Here is a 19,358-nt window from a genome sequence, read left to right on the forward strand (position 1 = left end):
AGCCTTAATAATATCGTCATTTAACATTATTTAGACTATTAAAAGCCTATGTTTTACTAATTTTGATGCTGATGAAGAAAATTTTTGTCCTTTTACTGATTCTTGTTCAATTGGTGTTTGTGAATATTGAAATATTGTATGCGCAAGAAAGCTCAGTTCGTGGACTAGTGATGGATAAGACGGGTATGTCAAAGATCCCAAATGTGTATATTCTGAATAAGAAAACGCGACAAGTTACGGAGGGGGATGCCTATGGTCTCTTTAGAATTACTGCATCAAAGGGCGATACTCTTATTTTTTCGAAATTGGGATTTACTGATTTAGTTCTTGTTTTACCTAATCTTTCTGATTTAGTTTTAAGGATGCAGCCAGTAATTAAGCTTGCAGAAATAAAAGTAGTGGGTGAGACAAAGAAGCAAGAATTGGATGAAATTAAGAAGCAATATCGTAAAAATGGCTCTTATTTCGCAGGTAAGCCACCCTTTTTAGCTTTTATCTTTCAACCTCTTACAGCCATTTATGAACTTGTAGGTAAAACGCCTGCCCAAGCTCGACGGTTTAATGCTTATTATATTACTGAGCTTCAACAATCTGAGGTTGATCGTAGGTTTAATGCCACCGCCATTCAAAATATTACAGGATTGGATAGTCTTGATCTTAAAAATTTTATGGTTATGTATCGTCCCGATTACAGTTCACTATCTACTTGGGATGAGTACGCATTCATTAATTATGTAAAAAGATCACTTCAAACATTTAATCAGGCTGGTAGGCCCAAGGGATTAAGAAGTTTGCCACCTTTGCCTAAAGCTAAAGATTTAACCGAGAGGAATTTGAAATACTAGTTGCTTTCGATTAATAGTTCCATGCGCTTTCTAACCTTAGCTTTTAAATCTTCAAGATCTTCAGCTTCTAAGCCCATAACTTGTACTGGTTCATCAAAAACACAAGTTGTAAGCCCTGCTTTAACATGAAGTGGATTAGCTCTAGGCAATAAATTTCGGGCATTTAAAATCACCATAGGGGCGATATCGGTTTGTGTTTCGATGGCTAATCTAAATGCACCATCGTAGAAATCGGCTAGATTCGATTCGGTTTTATTCATGGTTCCTTCAGGGAAGATTAAGATGGATTGCCCCCTAGCTAAGTCGGTTTTAAGTTCTTCAACACTTCGTGCGCGACTTTCCTTATCTTTGCGGTCGATTAAAACCACTACTCTTTTGTAAATCATGCCAAAAAGAGGAGTTTTAACCATTTCTATCTTTCCTAGGGGCTTTACAGATCCAGAGATGCTCAAAACCACTGCAATAGCATCTAAATAGGAGTTATGATTACTTACATAGATGTATGCTTTATCAGGATTATGGAGCTTATACCCCCGACTTCTAATTGGAAAAAAACAGAGAACAGAAAATATTCCAGCCCAAACTTTCAGAAAAATGAAGATGATATCTTGAGCTTGCTTATGTTTAAATAGTAGAGAAATAATCAAAATAAAGGGCATTACTATGAGCATAGCCAAAATAAATATGCTTAGGCTATAGCCTATAAAAAGGACTGCGATTATTTTTTTAAGCATTGTTAAGATGTTATATTTTAATTAAATATAAGGTTATTTCAATAGACACAAATATTCATCATTGTTTGATCATTGTTTGTCTGAATAAGCTTATTTTGAATTAGTTGGAGGGTGTATATGGAATACTGATTGGAATTAAATCAGTATTTTCTAGTTAATTTTGATGAGACAGTGTTAATCTTAGATATTTAAAAAATCACAAGCTTTTTCTGCAGCCAGTTTTTCTGCATTTTTCTTGTTATAATCTCTTCCAATCGCACAATTTTCGCCATCTACATTTACTTGTATGGTAAACAGTTTTGAATTTTCGCCTTCTTCGTTCGGAATAATTTCAAAAGTAATGTCTTTTCCATGGCGTTGGCACCATTCTATGAGTTTACTCTTGAAATTTGTTTCAGTTTGTTCAAGCGTATGAATATCAACGTGCGGTTTTATTATGCGGTTAAGAAGGAAATTTCTTGTGAAATTATAGTCCTTATCCATGTAAATAGCGCCAATCATAGCCTCAAAGGTATCACCCAATAAAGATCCTTGTTTATTATTATGACCTATTGCTCTGTTATCAAATTCGATATGTTCATCTAGGCCAAGGCGTTTAGCAAGTTGATTTAAATTTGCCCTACTCACTATTTTGGAGCGCATTTCGGTTAAAAAGCCTTCATCTTTATAGGGATACATCTTAAAAAGTAGCTCTGCAACTACTGCTCCTAAAATGGCATCTCCCAAGAATTCGAGTCGTTCATTACTATTTTTAGCCCCATTTTTTATTTCAACTGCAACAGAGCGATGCCTGAATGCCATTCGGTAAAGTCGCACATTCCCGGGAACAAAACCTAAAAGATTTCGTAAAGAACGGATGTACTTACGATTTGGCGAAAAATAGAGCTTATAGATTTTTGAAAATGGCATTAATGACCGTTAATCAATTGATAAGGACTAATAAACAAGTTTAAATAGATTAGCTTAAAATATTTAATGAATTCTGTTTAGGCTTTGTATTTTTTGAAAATAACAGAAGCATTGTGACCACCAAAACCAAAAGTATTACTTAAAGCAGCATTAACTGTACGTTTTTGAGCCTTGTTGAAGGTAAAATTCAATCGTGGATCAAAGCTTGGGTCATCGGTAAAGTGATTTATTGTTGGTGGAACAATATCATTTTTTACAGACAGAATTGATGCAATAGCCTCAATAGCTCCAGCAGCACCTAGTAAATGGCCTGTCATTGATTTTGTAGAGCTAATATTTAGCTTGAATGCATTTTCACCGAACATTGCAAGAATTGCTTTCACTTCACTAATATCTCCTAGTGGAGTAGAAGTTCCATGAACGTTGATGTAATCAATGTCAGCCGGACTCATACGAGCATCTCTCAAGGCATTGGTCATTACTAATTTAGCACCTAATCCTTCTGGATGTGGAGCAGTAATATGATTTGCATCTGCACTCATACCACCACCTACCAATTCGGCATAAATTTTAGCACCTCGAGCAAGCGCATGTTCTAAATTTTCTAGAACGATACCTCCAGCACCTTCACCTGCAACAAAACCATCACGATCTTTATCAAATGGGCGGGAAGCTGTTTTTGGATCATCATTTCTAGTTGAAAGTGCATGCATTGCATTGAATCCACCCATTCCTGCTTCATAAATAATAGCTTCTGAACCACCTGAAATGATAACATCAGCCATATCCAATCGGATATAATTAAAAGCATCAATCAGCGCATTGGTTGATGAGGCACAAGCAGAAACGGTAGAGAAATTCGGACCGCGCAAGCCATGTCTAATAGAAATGTGGCCTGGTGCGATATCCAGAATCATTTTAGGAATGAAAAAGGGATTGAATCGTGGAGATCCATCTCCGTTTGCGAAGTTGGTAACTTCATCGGTAAAGGTTTTTAAACCACCTATACCAGAACCCCAGATTACACCAATTCGATTAGTATCGAGATTTGGAAAATCTAAACCAGCATCTTTAATAGCCTCATCCGATGCAGCAATTGCATAGTGCACAAAAGGGTCTAATTTACGAGCCTCTTTTTTCTCCAAAAAATCTTCCGGATTGAAGTTTTTTACTTCACAAGCGAATTTTGTGCGAAATTTTTCGGGATCGTAATGAGTTATAGGACCGGCACCGCTTACGCCATTGATCAGGCCATCCCAGAATTCTGGGACAGTATTACCAATTGGAGTAAGCGCGCCTAATCCTGTAACAACAACTCTTTTTAGCTCCATCTATATGAGGATATCGTAAATTACTTTACGTTTTTTTCTAAATAAGCTATAGCTTGACCAACAGTGCCGATAGTTTCAGCTTGATCATCAGGGATAGCTACATTAAATTCCTTCTCAAACTCCATGATTAATTCCACGGTGTCTAGTGAATCGGCACCAAGATCATTGGTGAAAGATGCCTCTGGTGTAACTTCACTTTCGTCAACACCTAATTTTTCAACGATAATTGCTTTAACTCTTGAAGCGATATCAGACATGGTTTTATAATTTAATTGTTAAATAATTCAGTGCAAAGAAAAATAAATTCTATCAATTTTCAAACCTTTTTGTTTTTACCATTTTAAAATGCCCTATAAATTAAGGTTTAAGCTTATTACATTTGCTTTTTAACGCGCAAAAAACTTTGAATAAAACTACATTAAAATTTGAACTTGACCTAGACTTTAAATTGCTTGCTATAAGTACGCAGCTTAAAGACTATATTTTTTGTTTCAAAATCAATAAACAATTGAGTACCGACTTCTGCAAGATTAGTGATTTAGAGCTTCCCTTCAATGCAGGAAATGAAAATAATTATTTTAGTAGATATTTTTATTTGATGCCAGAAGCTGATACAGAGTTATATATCATTGCTAATAAGGGCTTTGAAGGTTTTTTGGTGCCTGAAATGAAAAAAGCAGATTTTTTTATTTTAATTAGAAATTATATCGATTTGGAAGATCTTAAGCAACTAATAAGCCAGTTAAATAAGATTCCAGAAATATTAGTTGCAATAGAAGTTGACCCTAAAAAATTGAAATCCAAAGAAAATCTCATATTTTAGCACTTTATTGTATCGTGTATTTAGTACACTTTGTTCAAAAAAATAATTCAATTAAATAAATAGCTGATGAAAACGGTTCATAACAGAACTAAAATTGTAGCCACATTAGGCCCTGCTTCTTCTTCTAAAGAAGTATTGTTAAACATGATAAAGGCAGGAGTTGATGTTTGTAGATTAAATTTTTCGCATGGAAGTCAAGAAGATCATCAAAAGGTGATTGATGTTATTCGTGAGATAAATGAGAAATATAAAACCAATGTTGGAATATTAGCCGACTTACAGGGACCTAAAATCCGTATTGGATTGGTGAAAGAAGGCGGTGTTAATCTTGCCAGTGGTCATAAGATTGAAATTACTACCAAAGAGCTGCTTGGCGATGAAAAGCAGATTTATATTACATATCAGAGTTTCCCAAGTGATGTACGTTCTGGAGAAATTATCCTTCTTGATGATGGAAAAATCCAAATGCGCGTTTTAAGCACTAACAATAAAGATACTGTTCAATGCGAAGTAGTTTATGGCGGTGTATTAACTTCTCGTAAGGGTGTAAATTTACCGAATACAAAGGTTTCTATACCTAGCTTAACTGAGGAAGATTTAGATAATCTGGAGTTTGCATTGAAAAATGACGTGGAGTGGATTGGTTTATCATTTGTTCGTTCTGCTGAAGATATTATTGAGCTTAAGAGAATTATTGCCAGAAGTGGAAATGCAGCCCGTGTAATTGCTAAAATTGAAAAGCCGGAAGCCATAGATAATATCGATGAGATTATTGAAGTAACTGATGGTGTAATGGTTGCTCGTGGCGATTTAGGTGTTGAGATGCCTATGGAGCAGGTGCCTTTATTGCAGAAAATGATAGCAAGAAAGTGTCGTGCAGCTTCAAAACCAGTTATTGTAGCAACTCAAATGCTTGAAAGTATGATTACCTCTCCGCGTCCAACGCGAGCAGAAGTAAATGATGTTGCTAACTCAGTTCTTGATGGTGCTGATGCGGTAATGCTTAGTGGTGAGACATCTGTTGGTGAATATCCACTAATTGTTATCGAAACCATGCAGAAAATTGTTAGAAATGTGGAGGAGAATGATTATCCGTACAGCACTGCAAAAGTTTTGAATAAAAATTCTCCAACTTATATGGGCGATGCTGTTTGCGGATCTGCTGTATTTCTTGCCGAAAGTACTAATGCAGTTGGTATTATTTCTATGACATCGTCGGGTTATACTGCTTTTGAAATATCTAGCTACCGACCTAAAGCAGCTACATTTATTTTCACAAGTAATGTTAAACTACTTAACACTTTGAGTTTATTGTGGGGTGTTAGGGGTTTCTTTTATGATCGTTTTGAAAGTACGGATAAAACTTTCCGCGATGTTAACCAAATTTTAAAGTCGGAGAATTTAGTAGAGCCTGGAAATGTAGTTATAAACACTGCCGCTATTCCGATTGAGAAAAAGGGTAAAACTAATATGATAAAGGTTTCTGTTATCGATTAAAATTCGCTTAATTCTAATCATTTTTTGAGCTACAACAAGCCATATACAAAAGCCAGATTTTTCTGGCTTTTTTTGTTTAAATTTAAGTGTACCAACAATTAGCTAAAAAGGCACTTTTGTCGAGTTTTCCACATAGTTAATTGCCTGCTAAACAGTCTTTTGCTCACCATTAGACTGTTACGGTGTATATACACTTTGAATCTGTGGAAAACTCTGATTGTATATAAATGCAATCATCTAATAAATTTGATGAAAAACCCCCTAACATTTTTGTTAGGGTTAACTAGTTCAATCACAATAACATTCATTTTTAATATGGCTAAAGCATCTACCAAAAAAGCTACGAATGGAACCGGAAAGGGTCTCGGATTCCAAAGATATTTCACCAAAGAGGGTGTAAATGTTTACGATCTTTTTAAATACGAAAAGCGTTCCTCGGTAATTCGTAATCCGGCAGGTGATGCAGTATTTGAAATGAACAATGTTGAAGTACCTGAGACTTGGAGTCAGGTGGCAACCGATATTTTAGCTCAGAAGTATTTCCGTAAAGCAGGAGTGCCTCAGCCTGATGGAACCACTTCATCAGAAAACAGCATCAAGCAAGTGGCACATCGTATGGCTCATTGCTGGCAATCTTGGGGTGAGCGTTACAATTATTTCGCGACAAAAAAAGATGCTTCTATTTTTTATGATGAATTAGTTTACACCATTGTAGGGCAGTTAGCTGCGCCAAATTCACCACAATGGTTCAATACAGGTTTACACAGCTCTTATGGCATCACAGGAAAGCCACAAGGACATTATTTTGTAAATCCTGATTCAGATCAATTAGAAAAGTCAACTTCGGCCTACGAGCGCCCCCAGCCTCATGCATGTTTCATCCTTTCTGTAAGTGATGATTTGGTGAATGATGGTGGTATCATGGATCTTTGGGTTAGAGAAGCAAGAATATTTAAATACGGTTCAGGAGTTGGGACTAACTTCTCATCTATTCGTGGTGAGAGCGAAAAGCTTTCTGGTGGTGGTTATTCATCTGGATTGATGTCTTTCCTCAAAATTGGTGATCGTGCTGCTGGAGCAATCAAATCGGGTGGAACAACTCGTCGTGCAGCCAAAATGGTGTGTTTAGATCTTGATCACCCTGAAATTGAAGGTTTTGTAAACTGGAAAGTTGAAGAAGAGAAAAAAGTGGCGGCTTTAATTGCTGCTGGTTACTCATCCGACTATGAAGGTGAAGCTTATCGTACAGTTTCTGGACAGAACTCAAATAACTCAGTTCGTGTACCAAACTCTTTCTTCAAAGCACTTGAAGAAGGTGGAAATTGGGATTTAATTGGCCGTACTAACGGAAAACCTGTTAAGTCTATTTCAGCTGAAAAATTATGGAATGATATTTCTTTTGCCGCTTGGGCTTGTGCAGATCCAGGAATGCAATATGATACAACAATTAACGAATGGCATACTTGTCCAGAAGGTGGTCGTATCAATGCATCTAATCCTTGTTCAGAATACATGTTCTTGGATAATACTGCATGTAACTTAGCTTCAATCAACTTAGCACATTTCTTTGATCCTCAGACATTAATTTTTGATGTGAAAGGTTTTGAGCATGCTTGTCGTATCTGGACTGTTGTTCTTGAAATTTCTGTGTTGATGGCGCAATTCCCTTCAAAAGAAGTTGCTCAATTATCATACGATTACCGTACACTAGGTTTAGGATATGCAAACTTAGGTTCTATGTTAATGGTTGCAGGTATTCCTTATGACAGTGATAAAGCTCGTGCAATTGGTGGCTCAATAACTGCTATCATGACGGGTACAGCTTATTCAACTTCGGCAGAAATGGCCAGAGAACTTGGAACATTCAAGAAATACGAAGAGAACAAAAAACACATGCTACGTGTGATGCGTAATCATCGCTATGCAGCTTACAATAACGATTCTTATGAAGGATTAGAAATTGCGCCTCCAGGAATTGATCCTAAGTTCTGCCCTGATTATTTATTATCTGCAGCATGTAATGCTTGGGATAAAGCAGTTGAACTAGGAGAGAAGCATGGATACCGTAACGCTCAAACTACTGTAATCGCTCCGACTGGAACTATTGGTTTGGTTATGGATTGCGATACAACTGGTATTGAGCCTGATTTTGCATTGGTTAAGTTTAAAAAGCTTTCAGGTGGTGGTTATTTCAAAATCATTAATCAAGGTGTACCTGCAGCTCTACGTAATCAAGGTTATAAGGAGCATGAAATTGAGGCAATAGTTAATTATGCTAAAGGTGCTGCAACATTAAATGGTGCTCCACATATCAATTTCGATAGTCTTGCTGCTAAAGGATTTACTCAAGATGAATTAGAAAAAATTGATAAGTCACTTCTTGCTGCCTTTGAAATCGGTTTCGTATTCAATCAGTGGAGCCTTGGTGAAGAGTGTTTAAATCGCTTAGGTTTTAAAGCTGAGCAATATTCTTCTCCTGATTTTAATTTATTACGTGCAATCGGATTTAACCGTCAGCAAATTGCTGAAGCTAATGAATACATCTGCGGAACAATGACTGTAGAAGGTGCTCCTTATTTAAAAGAAGAGCATTATGAGATTTTTGATTGTGCTAATAAATGCGGACAAAAAGGTGAGCGCTATATTCATGCTCACGGTCACATCAAAATGATGGCCGCTGCACAACCTTTCTTATCAGGTGCGATTTCAAAAACTGTTAATTTACCAAATGAAGCCACAGTTGAAGAAATTAAGGATTGTTATGAATTGTCATGGAAGCTTGCTCTAAAAGCAAATGCTCTTTATCGTGATGGTTGTAAATTATCTCAACCATTATCAACTAAATCATCTGATAGTAAGGAAGATAAATTAGATACTGTTGACGAAGTTTTAGGTGAAGCAGCAAATGTTAAACTAAGCGATCTTACTGCAGATCAAGTATTAGAAGCAGCTAGAGCTATTTTGGAACGTTCTACTGATACTAAGTTCAAGCGTCAATTGTCTTCTGTTGTTGAACGTAAAAACTTGCCTAGTAAGCGTGGTGGATTTACTCAAAAGGCGGCTGTGGGCGGACAAACAGTTTTCGTGCGCACAGGACAATATGAAGATGGTACTTTAGGTGAGATCTTTGTGGATATGCACAAAGAAGGTGCAACATTCCGTTCATTAATGAACTGTTTCTCTATTGCAGTGTCTGTGGGACTTCAATATGGTGTGCCACTAGAAGAGTTTGTTGATAAATTTACCTTCACTCGCTTCGAGCCATCTGGAATGGTTAATGGTCATGATAACATTAAGAGTGCAACATCAATTGTTGATTATATCTTCAGAATGTTAGGTTATGAGTACTTAAACCGCACTGATTTAGTACATGTTCTTACCGAACAGAAAGTTGTTTTAGGCAATCCTCAAATGGCAGATGAAGATGTGAATACCGATACAAGTAATTCATTTGCAGAAAACCCGGTAGCTGCATCTAAACCATCAGCAGGAGCTAAATTAAAGCCTGTATTAGATATTTCAGGTGGTGGACAATCGGATGCTCCAGCTTGTACTAATTGCGGTCACATAACCGTAAGATCTGGTACTTGCTATAAGTGTCTAAACTGCGGTACGCAAGGCGGATGTAGCTAATTAACACATACTCTAATTTAGTGAAACCCCTCCAGAAATGTTGGGGTTTTGCTTTTTCGGTTATTAAGCTCATTGTTTATTACCTCATTGTCAGCTAATTGTTTTTTTAATTCTTTATTGCTAACTTATGGGAGATTCAGTTTTTAAACTTTAACTTTATGATATGAAAACACTATTGGTAATTCTAAGCATATTTATGAGCAGCCCCCCTTCAATTTTTACCTTCAAGGTGCAAGATATTGATGGTAAGAATCTTGATCTAAGTAAATATAAAGGCAAAAAGATTCTCATCGTAAACACAGCTTCTAAATGTGGCTACACCAAACAATATGCAGAACTTCAAAAGCTTGCTGACACCTACAAAGGAAAACTGGTAGTAATTGGCTTTCCAGCAAACAATTTTGGCGGACAAGAGCCTGGAGAGAATTTGAACATTAAAGAGTTTTGTCAGAAGAACTTTGGCGTTACCTTCCCACTTGCTGAAAAGAGTAGCGTTAAGGGAGCTGATATTTCTCCCTTGTTTAAGCATTTAACAAGTGCAGAAAATCCTGATTTTACAGGCGATATTAAATGGAATTTTGAGAAATTTTTAATTGATGAGAACGGCCAATTAATACATAGATTCCGTTCTGCAGTTACTCCTATGTCGCAAGAAATAACTAAACATTTATAATTCTTTAATTTTATGAAAAAGCTCCTGTTAATATTTTTCCTTGCTTTTACTGTTTCGCATGTAAATAGCACTCCCTTGCGTCCAGTTAATGAAGATCAACTTACTACTTTAATTGATAGTTTTTCTGTAGCGCTTGTAAAAAAGGATAAAGTTTGGATGCAAGCTAACTTAAATGATGGCTGTAAAATGTATGATCCAACTGGAAGCACATTAAACAAGTCAAGCATTATTATGGCTTTTACACAGGGTATTTACTCAATTAGCAAGTCGGAAGCCTTAAATAGATCCATTAAAATTAATGGTACTCAAGCAGATGCTTCTGCAGATTTGAAAGTTGAAGGTTTTGGAAACATAAATGGTAATGAGATGGATATTACCGGAACCTATAGATTTAACCTGAAGTTTGTTCTTGTAGAAAGTAATTGGCAAATCTCTGAGATTACAATTAATCAATAATTAACATCTTTAAATGAATTAGAAACCTCCGTAAAGCGGAGGTTTTTTGTTTAAAAAGGCTGCCTTTTAATAATATTGTAATATTTAGTCTGCATGTTATGAAATTATTCCCATTCTGATTCAAAATATGAATGCTATTCTAATCACCCTCAATTAAAATTTAATGTTAATTTTAGAGCATTAAAATTTTGAATTATTATCACATGAATAAAAAAGTTAAACATATTGTTTTCTTATGGGCATTTTTATGCCCCCTAGCTCTTATTGCTCAAACTCCAAAATCATTTATTGAAGGCATTAATGAGCCAAATGCTTGGGTTGATTCGGTATTTAAAAAATTGAGTAAACGTGATCGAATAGCACAAATGTTTATGGTTAGAGCCCATACCGATAAGGGGAAAGCTTTTGAAGATTCGATTGCCAAAGTCATTAAAAAAGAACGTATAGGAGGTTTAGTTTTCTTTCAGGGTGGTCCGGTGAGGCAAGCTCTTTTAACCAATCGTTATCAATCAATTAGCAAGGTGCCTTTGATGCTTGCTATGGATGCTGAATGGGGATTGGGAATGCGTTTAGATAGCACCATATCATTCCCATATCAATTAACAATGGGCGCTATTCAAGACAACAAGCTTATTTATGAAATGGGAAGACAAGTAGCTTTAGATTTTAAGCGGATGGGTATGCATGTTAATTTTGCACCTGTTGCTGATATAAATAATAACCCGAAAAATCCGGTTATTGGAGTACGTTCTTTTGGAGATAATAAATTTAAGGTGGCAGAAAAGGTTACGGCCTATATGAAGGGATTGCAAGACAATCAAGTGATAGTAAGTGTAAAACATTTTCCTGGGCATGGAGATACAGATGTAGATTCGCATTATGATCTGCCACAATTACCCTTTAGCAAAGCACGCCTCGATTCATTGGAGATATATCCATTTAAAGAATTAATTAAAGAAGGCGCGTCTGGAATGATGGTTGCCCACATGAATATACCATCGCTAGATAATACTCCCAATCTGCCTTCAACACTTTCAAAGCCTATTGTTACCAACTTATTGAAAGAGGAATTAGGTTTTAAGGGATTAATTTTTTCTGATGCTATGGAAATGAAGGGTGTAGCTAAATTTTTTCCTAATGGAGAAGGGGATGTACTTGGAATTATTGCAGGAATGGATGTAATTGAGCTTTCTGGGAATTCAAAAAGAGCAGTAAAATTAGTAAGGAAGGCCATAAAGAAAAGGAATTTGACTTGGGACCAAGTAAATGCGAGTGTTAAAAAGATTCTTTACAGCAAGTATTGGGCAGGACTTCATACCAGTAAATATGTTCAAGTTAATAATCTAATTGCCTATTTAAATCGCCCAGAGGCAGCTTTACTTAACCAAAAGCTTGCCGATGCAGCAGTAACTGTATTAAACAGTGATGTTCAACTAAAAAACTTTGATAGGACTAAGAAAACTGCGATTTTGAGCATAGGGACAAATGAATTAAGTGCATTTCAAAATAGCTTCAGACCTGTTTTATCGAACTCGATGAATTATATTTTACCTAAAAATATTACTGATCAAGAAATTGATAATGTTCGTAATGAACTAAAGGCTTATGATCAAATCATTGTTGGAATCCACGATATGCGTAAGCGTCCGGCACCAGTTTTGGATTATAATAAAAGTCTTAAATCTTTTGTTGCTGAGCTTGCAGGTATGAATAGCCTCTTTGCTGTTTTTGCTAATCCTTATAGCCTTGCTGGATTGCCGGGCATTGAATCAGCTAAAACAATCCTGATAAATTATCAAAATACGAAGGAGGCTCAAAATGCAAGTTTCCGAGTAATAAATGGCGGTTTAAAAGCTAGTGGAAAGTTACCGGTAACAATAAACTCTAGCTTTATAAATGGAGATGGATTAATCAAATAATCTTAAAATTATATTCAATAAAAGGGTGGCAAAGCATAGGTTTTGCCCTCTTTTTTTGTCCAAATTTTTGAGGCAGTTAAGCTTTTATTTGCAAAATTCATTTTTTTTTGCTATATTATTGTTAATTAGCCTATTTCAAACCAATTCAAAATTCTAGAATGCCTCAACAAAAAGCATTAAAATTAGTCCGAGCATCTGCTGGTTCTGGTAAAACTTTTGCCCTGACAGCTCATTATCTTATTCTACTTTTTAGTGGGAAGGGTAAGTTTCGTGAAATCTTAGCCGTTACCTTCACCAATAAGGCGACAGCCGAAATGAAGGAGCGGATTTTAGGTGCATTAGAAGATTTGGCAAGCCATGGCTTTGAGAAGTCAAATTTTGCAGGAATTTTAAGAGAAAGCTTTCCAACCTTGAGTGATCAAGATATAAGAACTAAAGCAAGTCAAATCTATAGTTCAATTCTCCACGACTATAGCCGTTTTTCAGTAAGCACTATTGATGGTTTTGTACAGCAATTAATTAGAAGTTTTGCCTTTGAGCTAAACCTTGATAGTGGCTATAAACTGGAACTTAAAATTGATAAGGTAAAAACGGAGCTCGTTGAGGCCCTAAATTCACGCCTAGAACAAGACGCCGACTTACTACAATGGGTAAGTAATTTAGCTATTGAGCGTATTAATGATAATAAAGATTGGGATTATCGTAAATCCTTGAAAGACTTAGCTAGCGAGATTTTTAAAGAACGCTATTATCCCTTTCAAGAGGCTATGCAAGAGATGGGCGACAATCAGGCTAATGAGTTCAATGCATTAAGGTCGCACATAAATCAAGGCATAAAGAGTTTTAAGGAAGTAATTATCCAACAAACCATAAGAATTAAGGAAATATTTGATGCTGCAGGTATCGTCAAAGAGATGCTAAATCAGCAAAGTTCAAATCCTTTGTTCAAACTTGGCAAAATACTTGATGAAGACTTTTCTCCTATTAGTAACCTTGAAAAATACTTCAATGACTATGCTTCCTGGCCCCACAAATCGTTAAAAAACACAGCGATCATAGAATCATTGTACAATGAAATTAATCCTCTGTTAGGAACATTAATCTCAACCTATAAGGAAGGTTCACCCATTTATGAAACTTACACCGCCATCGCAAAAAACACTGATTATTTACGTTTAATGCAAGGCATGGCTGATTTATTAAAGAACTATCGTTCTGATAATAAAGCGCTTTTAATTTCTGATGCCCAACAATTGCTCAAAGGTATAACCGGATCTGATGTAGATAACCCATCCTTTATTTGGGAAAAGACCGGAAATAAATTCAAGCATTTTCTGTTTGATGAGTTTCAAGATACCAGCTCTTTTCAATGGATGAATTTTTTGCCATTGGTAAAAAATGCGATTTCAGAGGGGGCTTCTGGTGGTCATGCTTCCCATTTAGTTGTGGGAGATGTTAAGCAATCAATTTATCGTTGGCGTAACGGTGATTGGCGAATTCTTCATAGTGAGATCAAAAACAATCTTTTAGAAGAAAATGTGAATGAAGAGGAGCTCGCTTTTAATCGTAGGAGTTCTGAAAATGTAATTAAGTTCAACAATTTCCTCTACCAAAAACTTCCTAAGGTTTTGCAGACTCAGTTAAATGGTATTTTCGCTGAATCAGGCCATTCCCACCTTCAAGAATATTGGGATAACAATAATGCAAACTTAATTGAAACCGCTTACGAAGGTAGTAGCCAATTAATAACGGATAAAACCACCTCTGCAGGCAAGATAGAAGTTAAGTTTTTTTATAAAGATGAAGAGCCAAATGCGGATGATGACCTTGATCCTTTGGCTGAAAGTTATACTATAGATCGTCTCGTTTATCTTTTAGAGCAAGGTTTTTCTATGCGAGACATTGGTATTTTAGTCCGTAAAAACGATGAAGCCGAAAGAATTATCAAGTGTATTTTTGATAAGGATAACTATGCCAATCTAAGCCGTGCAGCGGGGCAGAATTTCCAAGTTATTTCAGGTGAGGCTTTAAAAATCAAGAATGATCCCGCCGTTAAATTATTGCTGAGCACCTTCAAGTTATTAATTGTACGTGAGGCAGAGAGTGGAGTTTTCAAGGCTGAATGTGCTCGATTATGGCATCAGATTCATTATCCAGATCAAGAACAACTAGGTATTGATAGTCAAGATTGGCTTAAATTTGCCTTAAAGCCAATGTCCGAATTGACACATGTTCTACCTGCCAAATTATGTGAAAACTATTTATCATACCGTCACTTACCAATTAGTGAATTAACAGAAAAGTTGATCAAAATTTATGGCTTAGGCGATTCACAATCACAGAGTTATATTCCATATATTCTTGCTTTTCGTGATCAAATGGCTGTATTTGCATCCTCAGGAGATCAAGGCATTGCAGCATTTATTGAATGGTGGGAAAATGAAGGTTCAGATAAAGCACTGCCATCCTCCGAAAATCAAGATGCAGTACAGGTAATGACTGTCCATAAATCAAAAGGACTCGAATTTGGAGCAGTTATTATTCCATTTATGAATTGGAAATTAAATACCTCCTCTACTGGAGCCAAACTTAAATTACTGTGGGTGGATGCCGAGGCAGCAGGCTTTCCTAATTTTAAATCTTTACCAGTTGATTTCACCAATAGTTTATCGTCTACAGTTTTTGCATCTGATTATTTCGAAGAAGTACTCCTTAATTATATGGATGAGCTAAACACACTTTATGTGGCTAGTACAAGAGCTAAAGATTATTTATGCATTATTTGCCCTAAAACGCCAAATCCTAAGGCTAAAAAACCAAAAACAGAACTAACAGAGAAGATAAGTCCTATTAATGATTTACAATTAGTCCTTGCTCAATTATTAAAAATTGGTGATAATGCTGGATTAGAATTCACATTTGAGGATAATCTTTACAGTTTTGGTGACATTCCTATTCAAAAAGTTCGAGATGATGATAGTAAAGCGCACAATTTTTTAATGCTTAACTCTTATCCGGTTAACGAACAGATAACGGAGCGTTTTAAGCGAAATAGCATGAACGAAGAAACCTGGTTTAATGCAAAACAAAGAATAGGTATTGCGCTTCATAAAATTCTTGAAAACCTCAGTGGGATAGATAATATAGATAAATTGATTGCTGAAAAGGTGCAGGAAGGACTCATTCGGGACTCTGAACGTGAAGAAATTAAAGCAGCTGTTGTAGCTATTTTGATGCAAGATGAAATTAAGCAATGGTTTGATACAGCACAGTCAATAATTAGTGAGAAGGATATGATTATTGAATCAGGGGTGGTAAAAAGGCCTGATAAATTATTTGTTTTTAACGATCATGCCATTTTACTTGACTTTAAATTTGGTGAAGAAAAAAAGAAATACATCACAGATATCAGTTTGTATCGTGATAATTTATTAAAAATGGGGGAGTTCAAGCAGGTTGATGCTTATTTATGGTACGCACAAGACAGTAAACTTCAAAAGGTATAGTTATGAATAGCAAGTCAACAGATAAATTTTTACAGCGCTTAGCCTCTGATCTTTTAGATCGATTTGGCAACGATTTGCAGCATGTAGCGATTGTTTTTAACAATAAAAGACCTCAATTATTTTTAAAAAAATATTTAGCAGAAATCAGTGGTAAACCCATTTGGAGTCCACATTTTTTAACCATACAGCAGTTTTTTGCTGAGTCAACGTCAAAAGTTTGTGCTTCTCAGCTCAAGCAATTTTTTGTGCTTTTATCGGAATACAATCAGCTATTGGCTAAAGAAGGCAAAGAGCAAGTTAGTGCAGATGTTTTTTATCCTCTGGCAGAGATAATTGTTTCTGATTTTTCTCAAATTGATTATTACATGGCCAATCCCGATAAGGTTTTTAGCCTGATTGGGAGTATAGCCGAGTTGGAGCAGCAGTTTCCAAATTTTGATAAGGAGCAGCTCGAGTTTATGGAGAGTTTTTGGGCTTCTTTTTCACAAGAAAGACAAAGTAAAATTCAGGAAAAATTTATTGAAATGTGGCATCGAATGCCTCATCTTTACATAAATTTTCATAAGAAACTGGCAGAGCAAAATCTTGTTACCAGTGCCAGGATGTACCGAAATTTAGCTGAGGGAATAGACTCTGAATCTAACTTCCTTAAGAAATTCAAACATGTAGTTTTCGCTGGATTTAATGCACTCTCAAAAGCAGAGGAAATACTATTTAAGAGCTGGCAAGATCAGGGATTATGTTCTTTCTATTTTGATGCTGATGAGCATTATTTCTCAGACTCTATACAAGAGGCGGGGCATTTTATCCGTAGGAATATCAATACCATTGGATTGCAGAATCAGTTTAAAATTGAGGAAAACCGCATTAATCAGCCTGAAAAGGAATTTACAATTGTCCAGGCAATGGGCCAAGTGGCACAGGGAAAAATTTTAAAACAAGTTCTCGCTGCTGATGAAAGTAAGGATAATGCGGGCTCAAAAGCCATTATTCTTGCCGATGAAGGTTTGTTATTACCGGTACTTCAAACTCTTGATGATGAAAATTTAAACATCACCATGGGTTATCCTTTTGAGCAATCGGCAGTTTTTGGAATATGCGACCTTTGGCTTAAGATTCAAGATGAAATTGCTAGTAGTGGCAAGAATATCATAAGCTACCCTCATGTTTTAAGCTTTATTCTTAATCCTTTAATTGGAGTTTCTGTCGAGAATCGCAGCAGAATTCACAAGGAAATTATTAGTGATAAAAAAGCATGGTTTAATCTTGAGGAGTTAAAAAAGCTAGATAAAACAGCTGAAATGGTCTTTAGTCGCTATGAAAACCCTGCCCAGTCTATTCGGAACCTTGGAAGTTTTCTTCTATTTATTTCTAAAGAAATCGTTGAATTACGAAAATTAGAAAGTCTACTTATCGCCGAAGCGGTTAAAAATTTAAATATTCTGTCGGATAGCTTTGAAGACTTGGTGAATAACCCAACAGGACCAGAGCTGAAGGCTTCATTTGTGTTTAAATTAATAAGGCGTGCACTTTCGGGACTTTCAGTTCCTTTTGACGGCGAGCCTTTGGTTGGTTTACAAGTGATGGGGCTTTTGGAAAGTAGATGTCTCGATTTTGATGAACTTGTTGTTCTAGGCATGAATGAGGGTGTTTTACCTAAGGTGAGCATCACCCCTTCATTTATTCCAGATAATGTGAGGCGCGCTTTTGGTTTACCAGTACTTGAAAATCAAAACTCTATTTTTGCCTATTTCTTTTACCGTTTGCTACATTGTGGTAAAAAAATTACCTTGATTTACAATGGCGTTGCCGGTGATACCGCTCCAAGTGAAGCCAGTAGATTTATTAAACAATTGGAGTTTGAAACTTCCTGTAAATTTAATTATGTATTGCAGCAAAATCAGCCGATAGAAAATGCCCTCAAACAGGAAATAATCGTAGAGAAGGATGGATTAGTTCTTGAAAAACTAAGAAAATATCTCCAAAGAAACCCCGACGCAAAGTATGAGAATAAAATATCTGCCTCTGGCTTTAATGATTATTTACTATGTCCCCTAAAGTTTTTCTATGCTAAAGTGGCCAAATTGAAAAAGCCTGAAGAGCTTCCAGATCATATTGGCGCCAATACAGTGGGTAACATGCTTCACTCCGTTATGGATCATTTTTATCAAGATTCAATAGGTATGGAAGTAAGTGCTGAGTATATTGAGCTGCGAAAGAGGCTTTTGCCGAAGATGTGCCAAGATTCTATGTCTGAGGAATTAAATCTTAATCCTAATCTAGACAAATTGGAGCTAAGTGCCTTACAACAAATTATTTTGAAGGTAATTGAGCAATATGCACTTAAAATTTTAGAGCATGATGCCTCGATTGCACCCTTCGTAATTAAGGAGCTTGAACATAAAGATAAATATGCGCCTTTGTTTAGCTTTGAACTTGATGGAAAAGAGGAACAGGTGAGGTTAATGGGTATTATTGATCGAGTTGATACAATAAATGGTAAAACCAGAATTGTTGACTATAAAACGGGTAAGGATAGTTTAGCTTTTAAAGATTTTGAGGGCTTATTTTCGGATGATGATAAAAGTCAAAATAAGGCTTTACTGCAAACGCTATTCTATACCCTTGTTTATGAAAAATGTAATAATGTTCAAGGTGTTGAACCACATTTGTACACGGTTAAAGATTTTTCTAAAGGGACTATTTTTAATAAAAAATCTAAGTCCGAACACATTGAGTTGATTGATGAGAATTTAATAGAATTTAAGTCGAAGTTAGAACTTAAAATGAAGGAGAAATTTACTGAGCTTTTTAATCCGGAGGTACCTTTCCGCCAGACAGATAATTTGAATGCATGTACATACTGCGATTTTAAGGGAATTTGTCAGCGCTAGTATTTTGAATGACTTGATAGATAGGTTTTTGCATTAGTACAAGCAAATTTACCTTGTAAGTTTCACATTGCATTTTGGCTAAGGCTAATTTAAGTTTGATAAGGGTAAAATTTATCACAAAATTGGCTCAGTGGCTTA

The 19,358-nt window shown here is 35.9% G+C and carries 13 protein-coding genes; 9 read left to right on the forward strand and 4 right to left on the reverse strand.

What is annotated here, in order from left to right; genetic code table 11:
- The first annotated feature begins 71 nt into the window (after positions 1 to 71).
- Complete coding sequence (locus ACIQ0D_RS00230) at positions 72 to 845, forward strand: hypothetical protein (RefSeq protein ID WP_395801945.1); 774 nt, start codon at positions 72 to 74, stop codon at positions 843 to 845.
- On the opposite strand, the gene ACIQ0D_RS00235 is transcribed toward ACIQ0D_RS00230, so the two are convergent.
- From ACIQ0D_RS00235 to ACIQ0D_RS00250, 4 genes are all read right to left on the reverse strand, one after another.
- The gene (locus tag ACIQ0D_RS00235; RefSeq protein ID WP_395801947.1) at positions 842 to 1,579 is read right to left on the reverse strand and encodes a lysophospholipid acyltransferase family protein; all 738 of its coding nucleotides are present in this window, start codon (positions 1,577 to 1,579) and stop codon (positions 842 to 844) included. The genes ACIQ0D_RS00230 and ACIQ0D_RS00235 overlap by 4 nt on opposite strands.
- A gap of 180 nt (positions 1,580 to 1,759) precedes the next feature.
- Complete coding sequence (gene rnc / locus ACIQ0D_RS00240; protein ID WP_395801949.1) at positions 1,760 to 2,488, reverse strand: ribonuclease III; 729 nt, start codon at positions 2,486 to 2,488, stop codon at positions 1,760 to 1,762.
- Between the two features lie 77 nt (positions 2,489 to 2,565).
- Positions 2,566 to 3,819, reverse strand: a complete 1,254-nt coding sequence (fabF, locus tag ACIQ0D_RS00245) for a beta-ketoacyl-ACP synthase II (RefSeq protein ID WP_395801951.1) — start codon at positions 3,817 to 3,819, stop codon at positions 2,566 to 2,568.
- A 20-nt stretch (positions 3,820 to 3,839) separates the two neighbouring features.
- Positions 3,840 to 4,076 carry an acyl carrier protein gene (locus tag ACIQ0D_RS00250; protein WP_008508386.1) on the reverse strand — a complete coding sequence of 79 codons (237 nt, stop codon included), beginning with the start codon at positions 4,074 to 4,076 and terminating at the stop codon, positions 3,840 to 3,842.
- Between the two features lie 146 nt (positions 4,077 to 4,222).
- Between ACIQ0D_RS00250 and ACIQ0D_RS00255 the strand changes: the two genes are divergently transcribed.
- The 8 genes from ACIQ0D_RS00255 to ACIQ0D_RS00290 all read left to right on the forward strand — a co-directional run bounded on the left by ACIQ0D_RS00255 (position 4,223) and on the right by ACIQ0D_RS00290 (position 19,220).
- Entirely contained in the window at positions 4,223 to 4,642 is a 420-nt protein-coding gene (locus tag ACIQ0D_RS00255; protein WP_395801955.1) for an IPExxxVDY family protein, read from the forward strand.
- A 66-nt stretch (positions 4,643 to 4,708) separates the two neighbouring features.
- Positions 4,709 to 6,139, forward strand: coding sequence for a pyruvate kinase (pyk, locus tag ACIQ0D_RS00260; protein WP_395801957.1), 1,431 nt, complete (start codon positions 4,709 to 4,711; stop codon positions 6,137 to 6,139).
- A 315-nt stretch (positions 6,140 to 6,454) separates the two neighbouring features.
- Positions 6,455 to 9,772, forward strand: a complete 3,318-nt coding sequence (locus ACIQ0D_RS00265; protein WP_395801959.1) for a vitamin B12-dependent ribonucleotide reductase — start codon at positions 6,455 to 6,457, stop codon at positions 9,770 to 9,772.
- A 163-nt stretch (positions 9,773 to 9,935) separates the two neighbouring features.
- Entirely contained in the window at positions 9,936 to 10,445 is a 510-nt protein-coding gene (locus ACIQ0D_RS00270; RefSeq protein ID WP_395801961.1) for a glutathione peroxidase, read from the forward strand.
- A gap of 12 nt (positions 10,446 to 10,457) precedes the next feature.
- Positions 10,458 to 10,901 carry a nuclear transport factor 2 family protein gene (locus tag ACIQ0D_RS00275; RefSeq protein ID WP_395801963.1) on the forward strand — a complete coding sequence of 148 codons (444 nt, stop codon included), beginning with the start codon at positions 10,458 to 10,460 and terminating at the stop codon, positions 10,899 to 10,901.
- Positions 10,902 to 11,104: 203 nt separating this feature from the next.
- Positions 11,105 to 12,820: a glycoside hydrolase family 3 N-terminal domain-containing protein gene (locus ACIQ0D_RS00280; RefSeq protein WP_395801965.1), complete on the forward strand. Its 1,716-nt coding sequence runs from the start codon at positions 11,105 to 11,107 to the stop codon at positions 12,818 to 12,820.
- A 158-nt stretch (positions 12,821 to 12,978) separates the two neighbouring features.
- Positions 12,979 to 16,326, forward strand: coding sequence for a UvrD-helicase domain-containing protein (locus ACIQ0D_RS00285; protein WP_395801967.1), 3,348 nt, complete (start codon positions 12,979 to 12,981; stop codon positions 16,324 to 16,326).
- Between the two features lie 2 nt (positions 16,327 to 16,328).
- Positions 16,329 to 19,220: a PD-(D/E)XK nuclease family protein gene (locus ACIQ0D_RS00290; protein WP_395801969.1), complete on the forward strand. Its 2,892-nt coding sequence runs from the start codon at positions 16,329 to 16,331 to the stop codon at positions 19,218 to 19,220.
- Positions 19,221 to 19,358 lie beyond the last annotated feature (138 nt).

The sequence above is a fragment of the Daejeonella sp. genome (assembly GCF_044342615.1).
Taxonomy (GTDB): Bacteria; Bacteroidota; Bacteroidia; order Sphingobacteriales; family Sphingobacteriaceae; genus Daejeonella.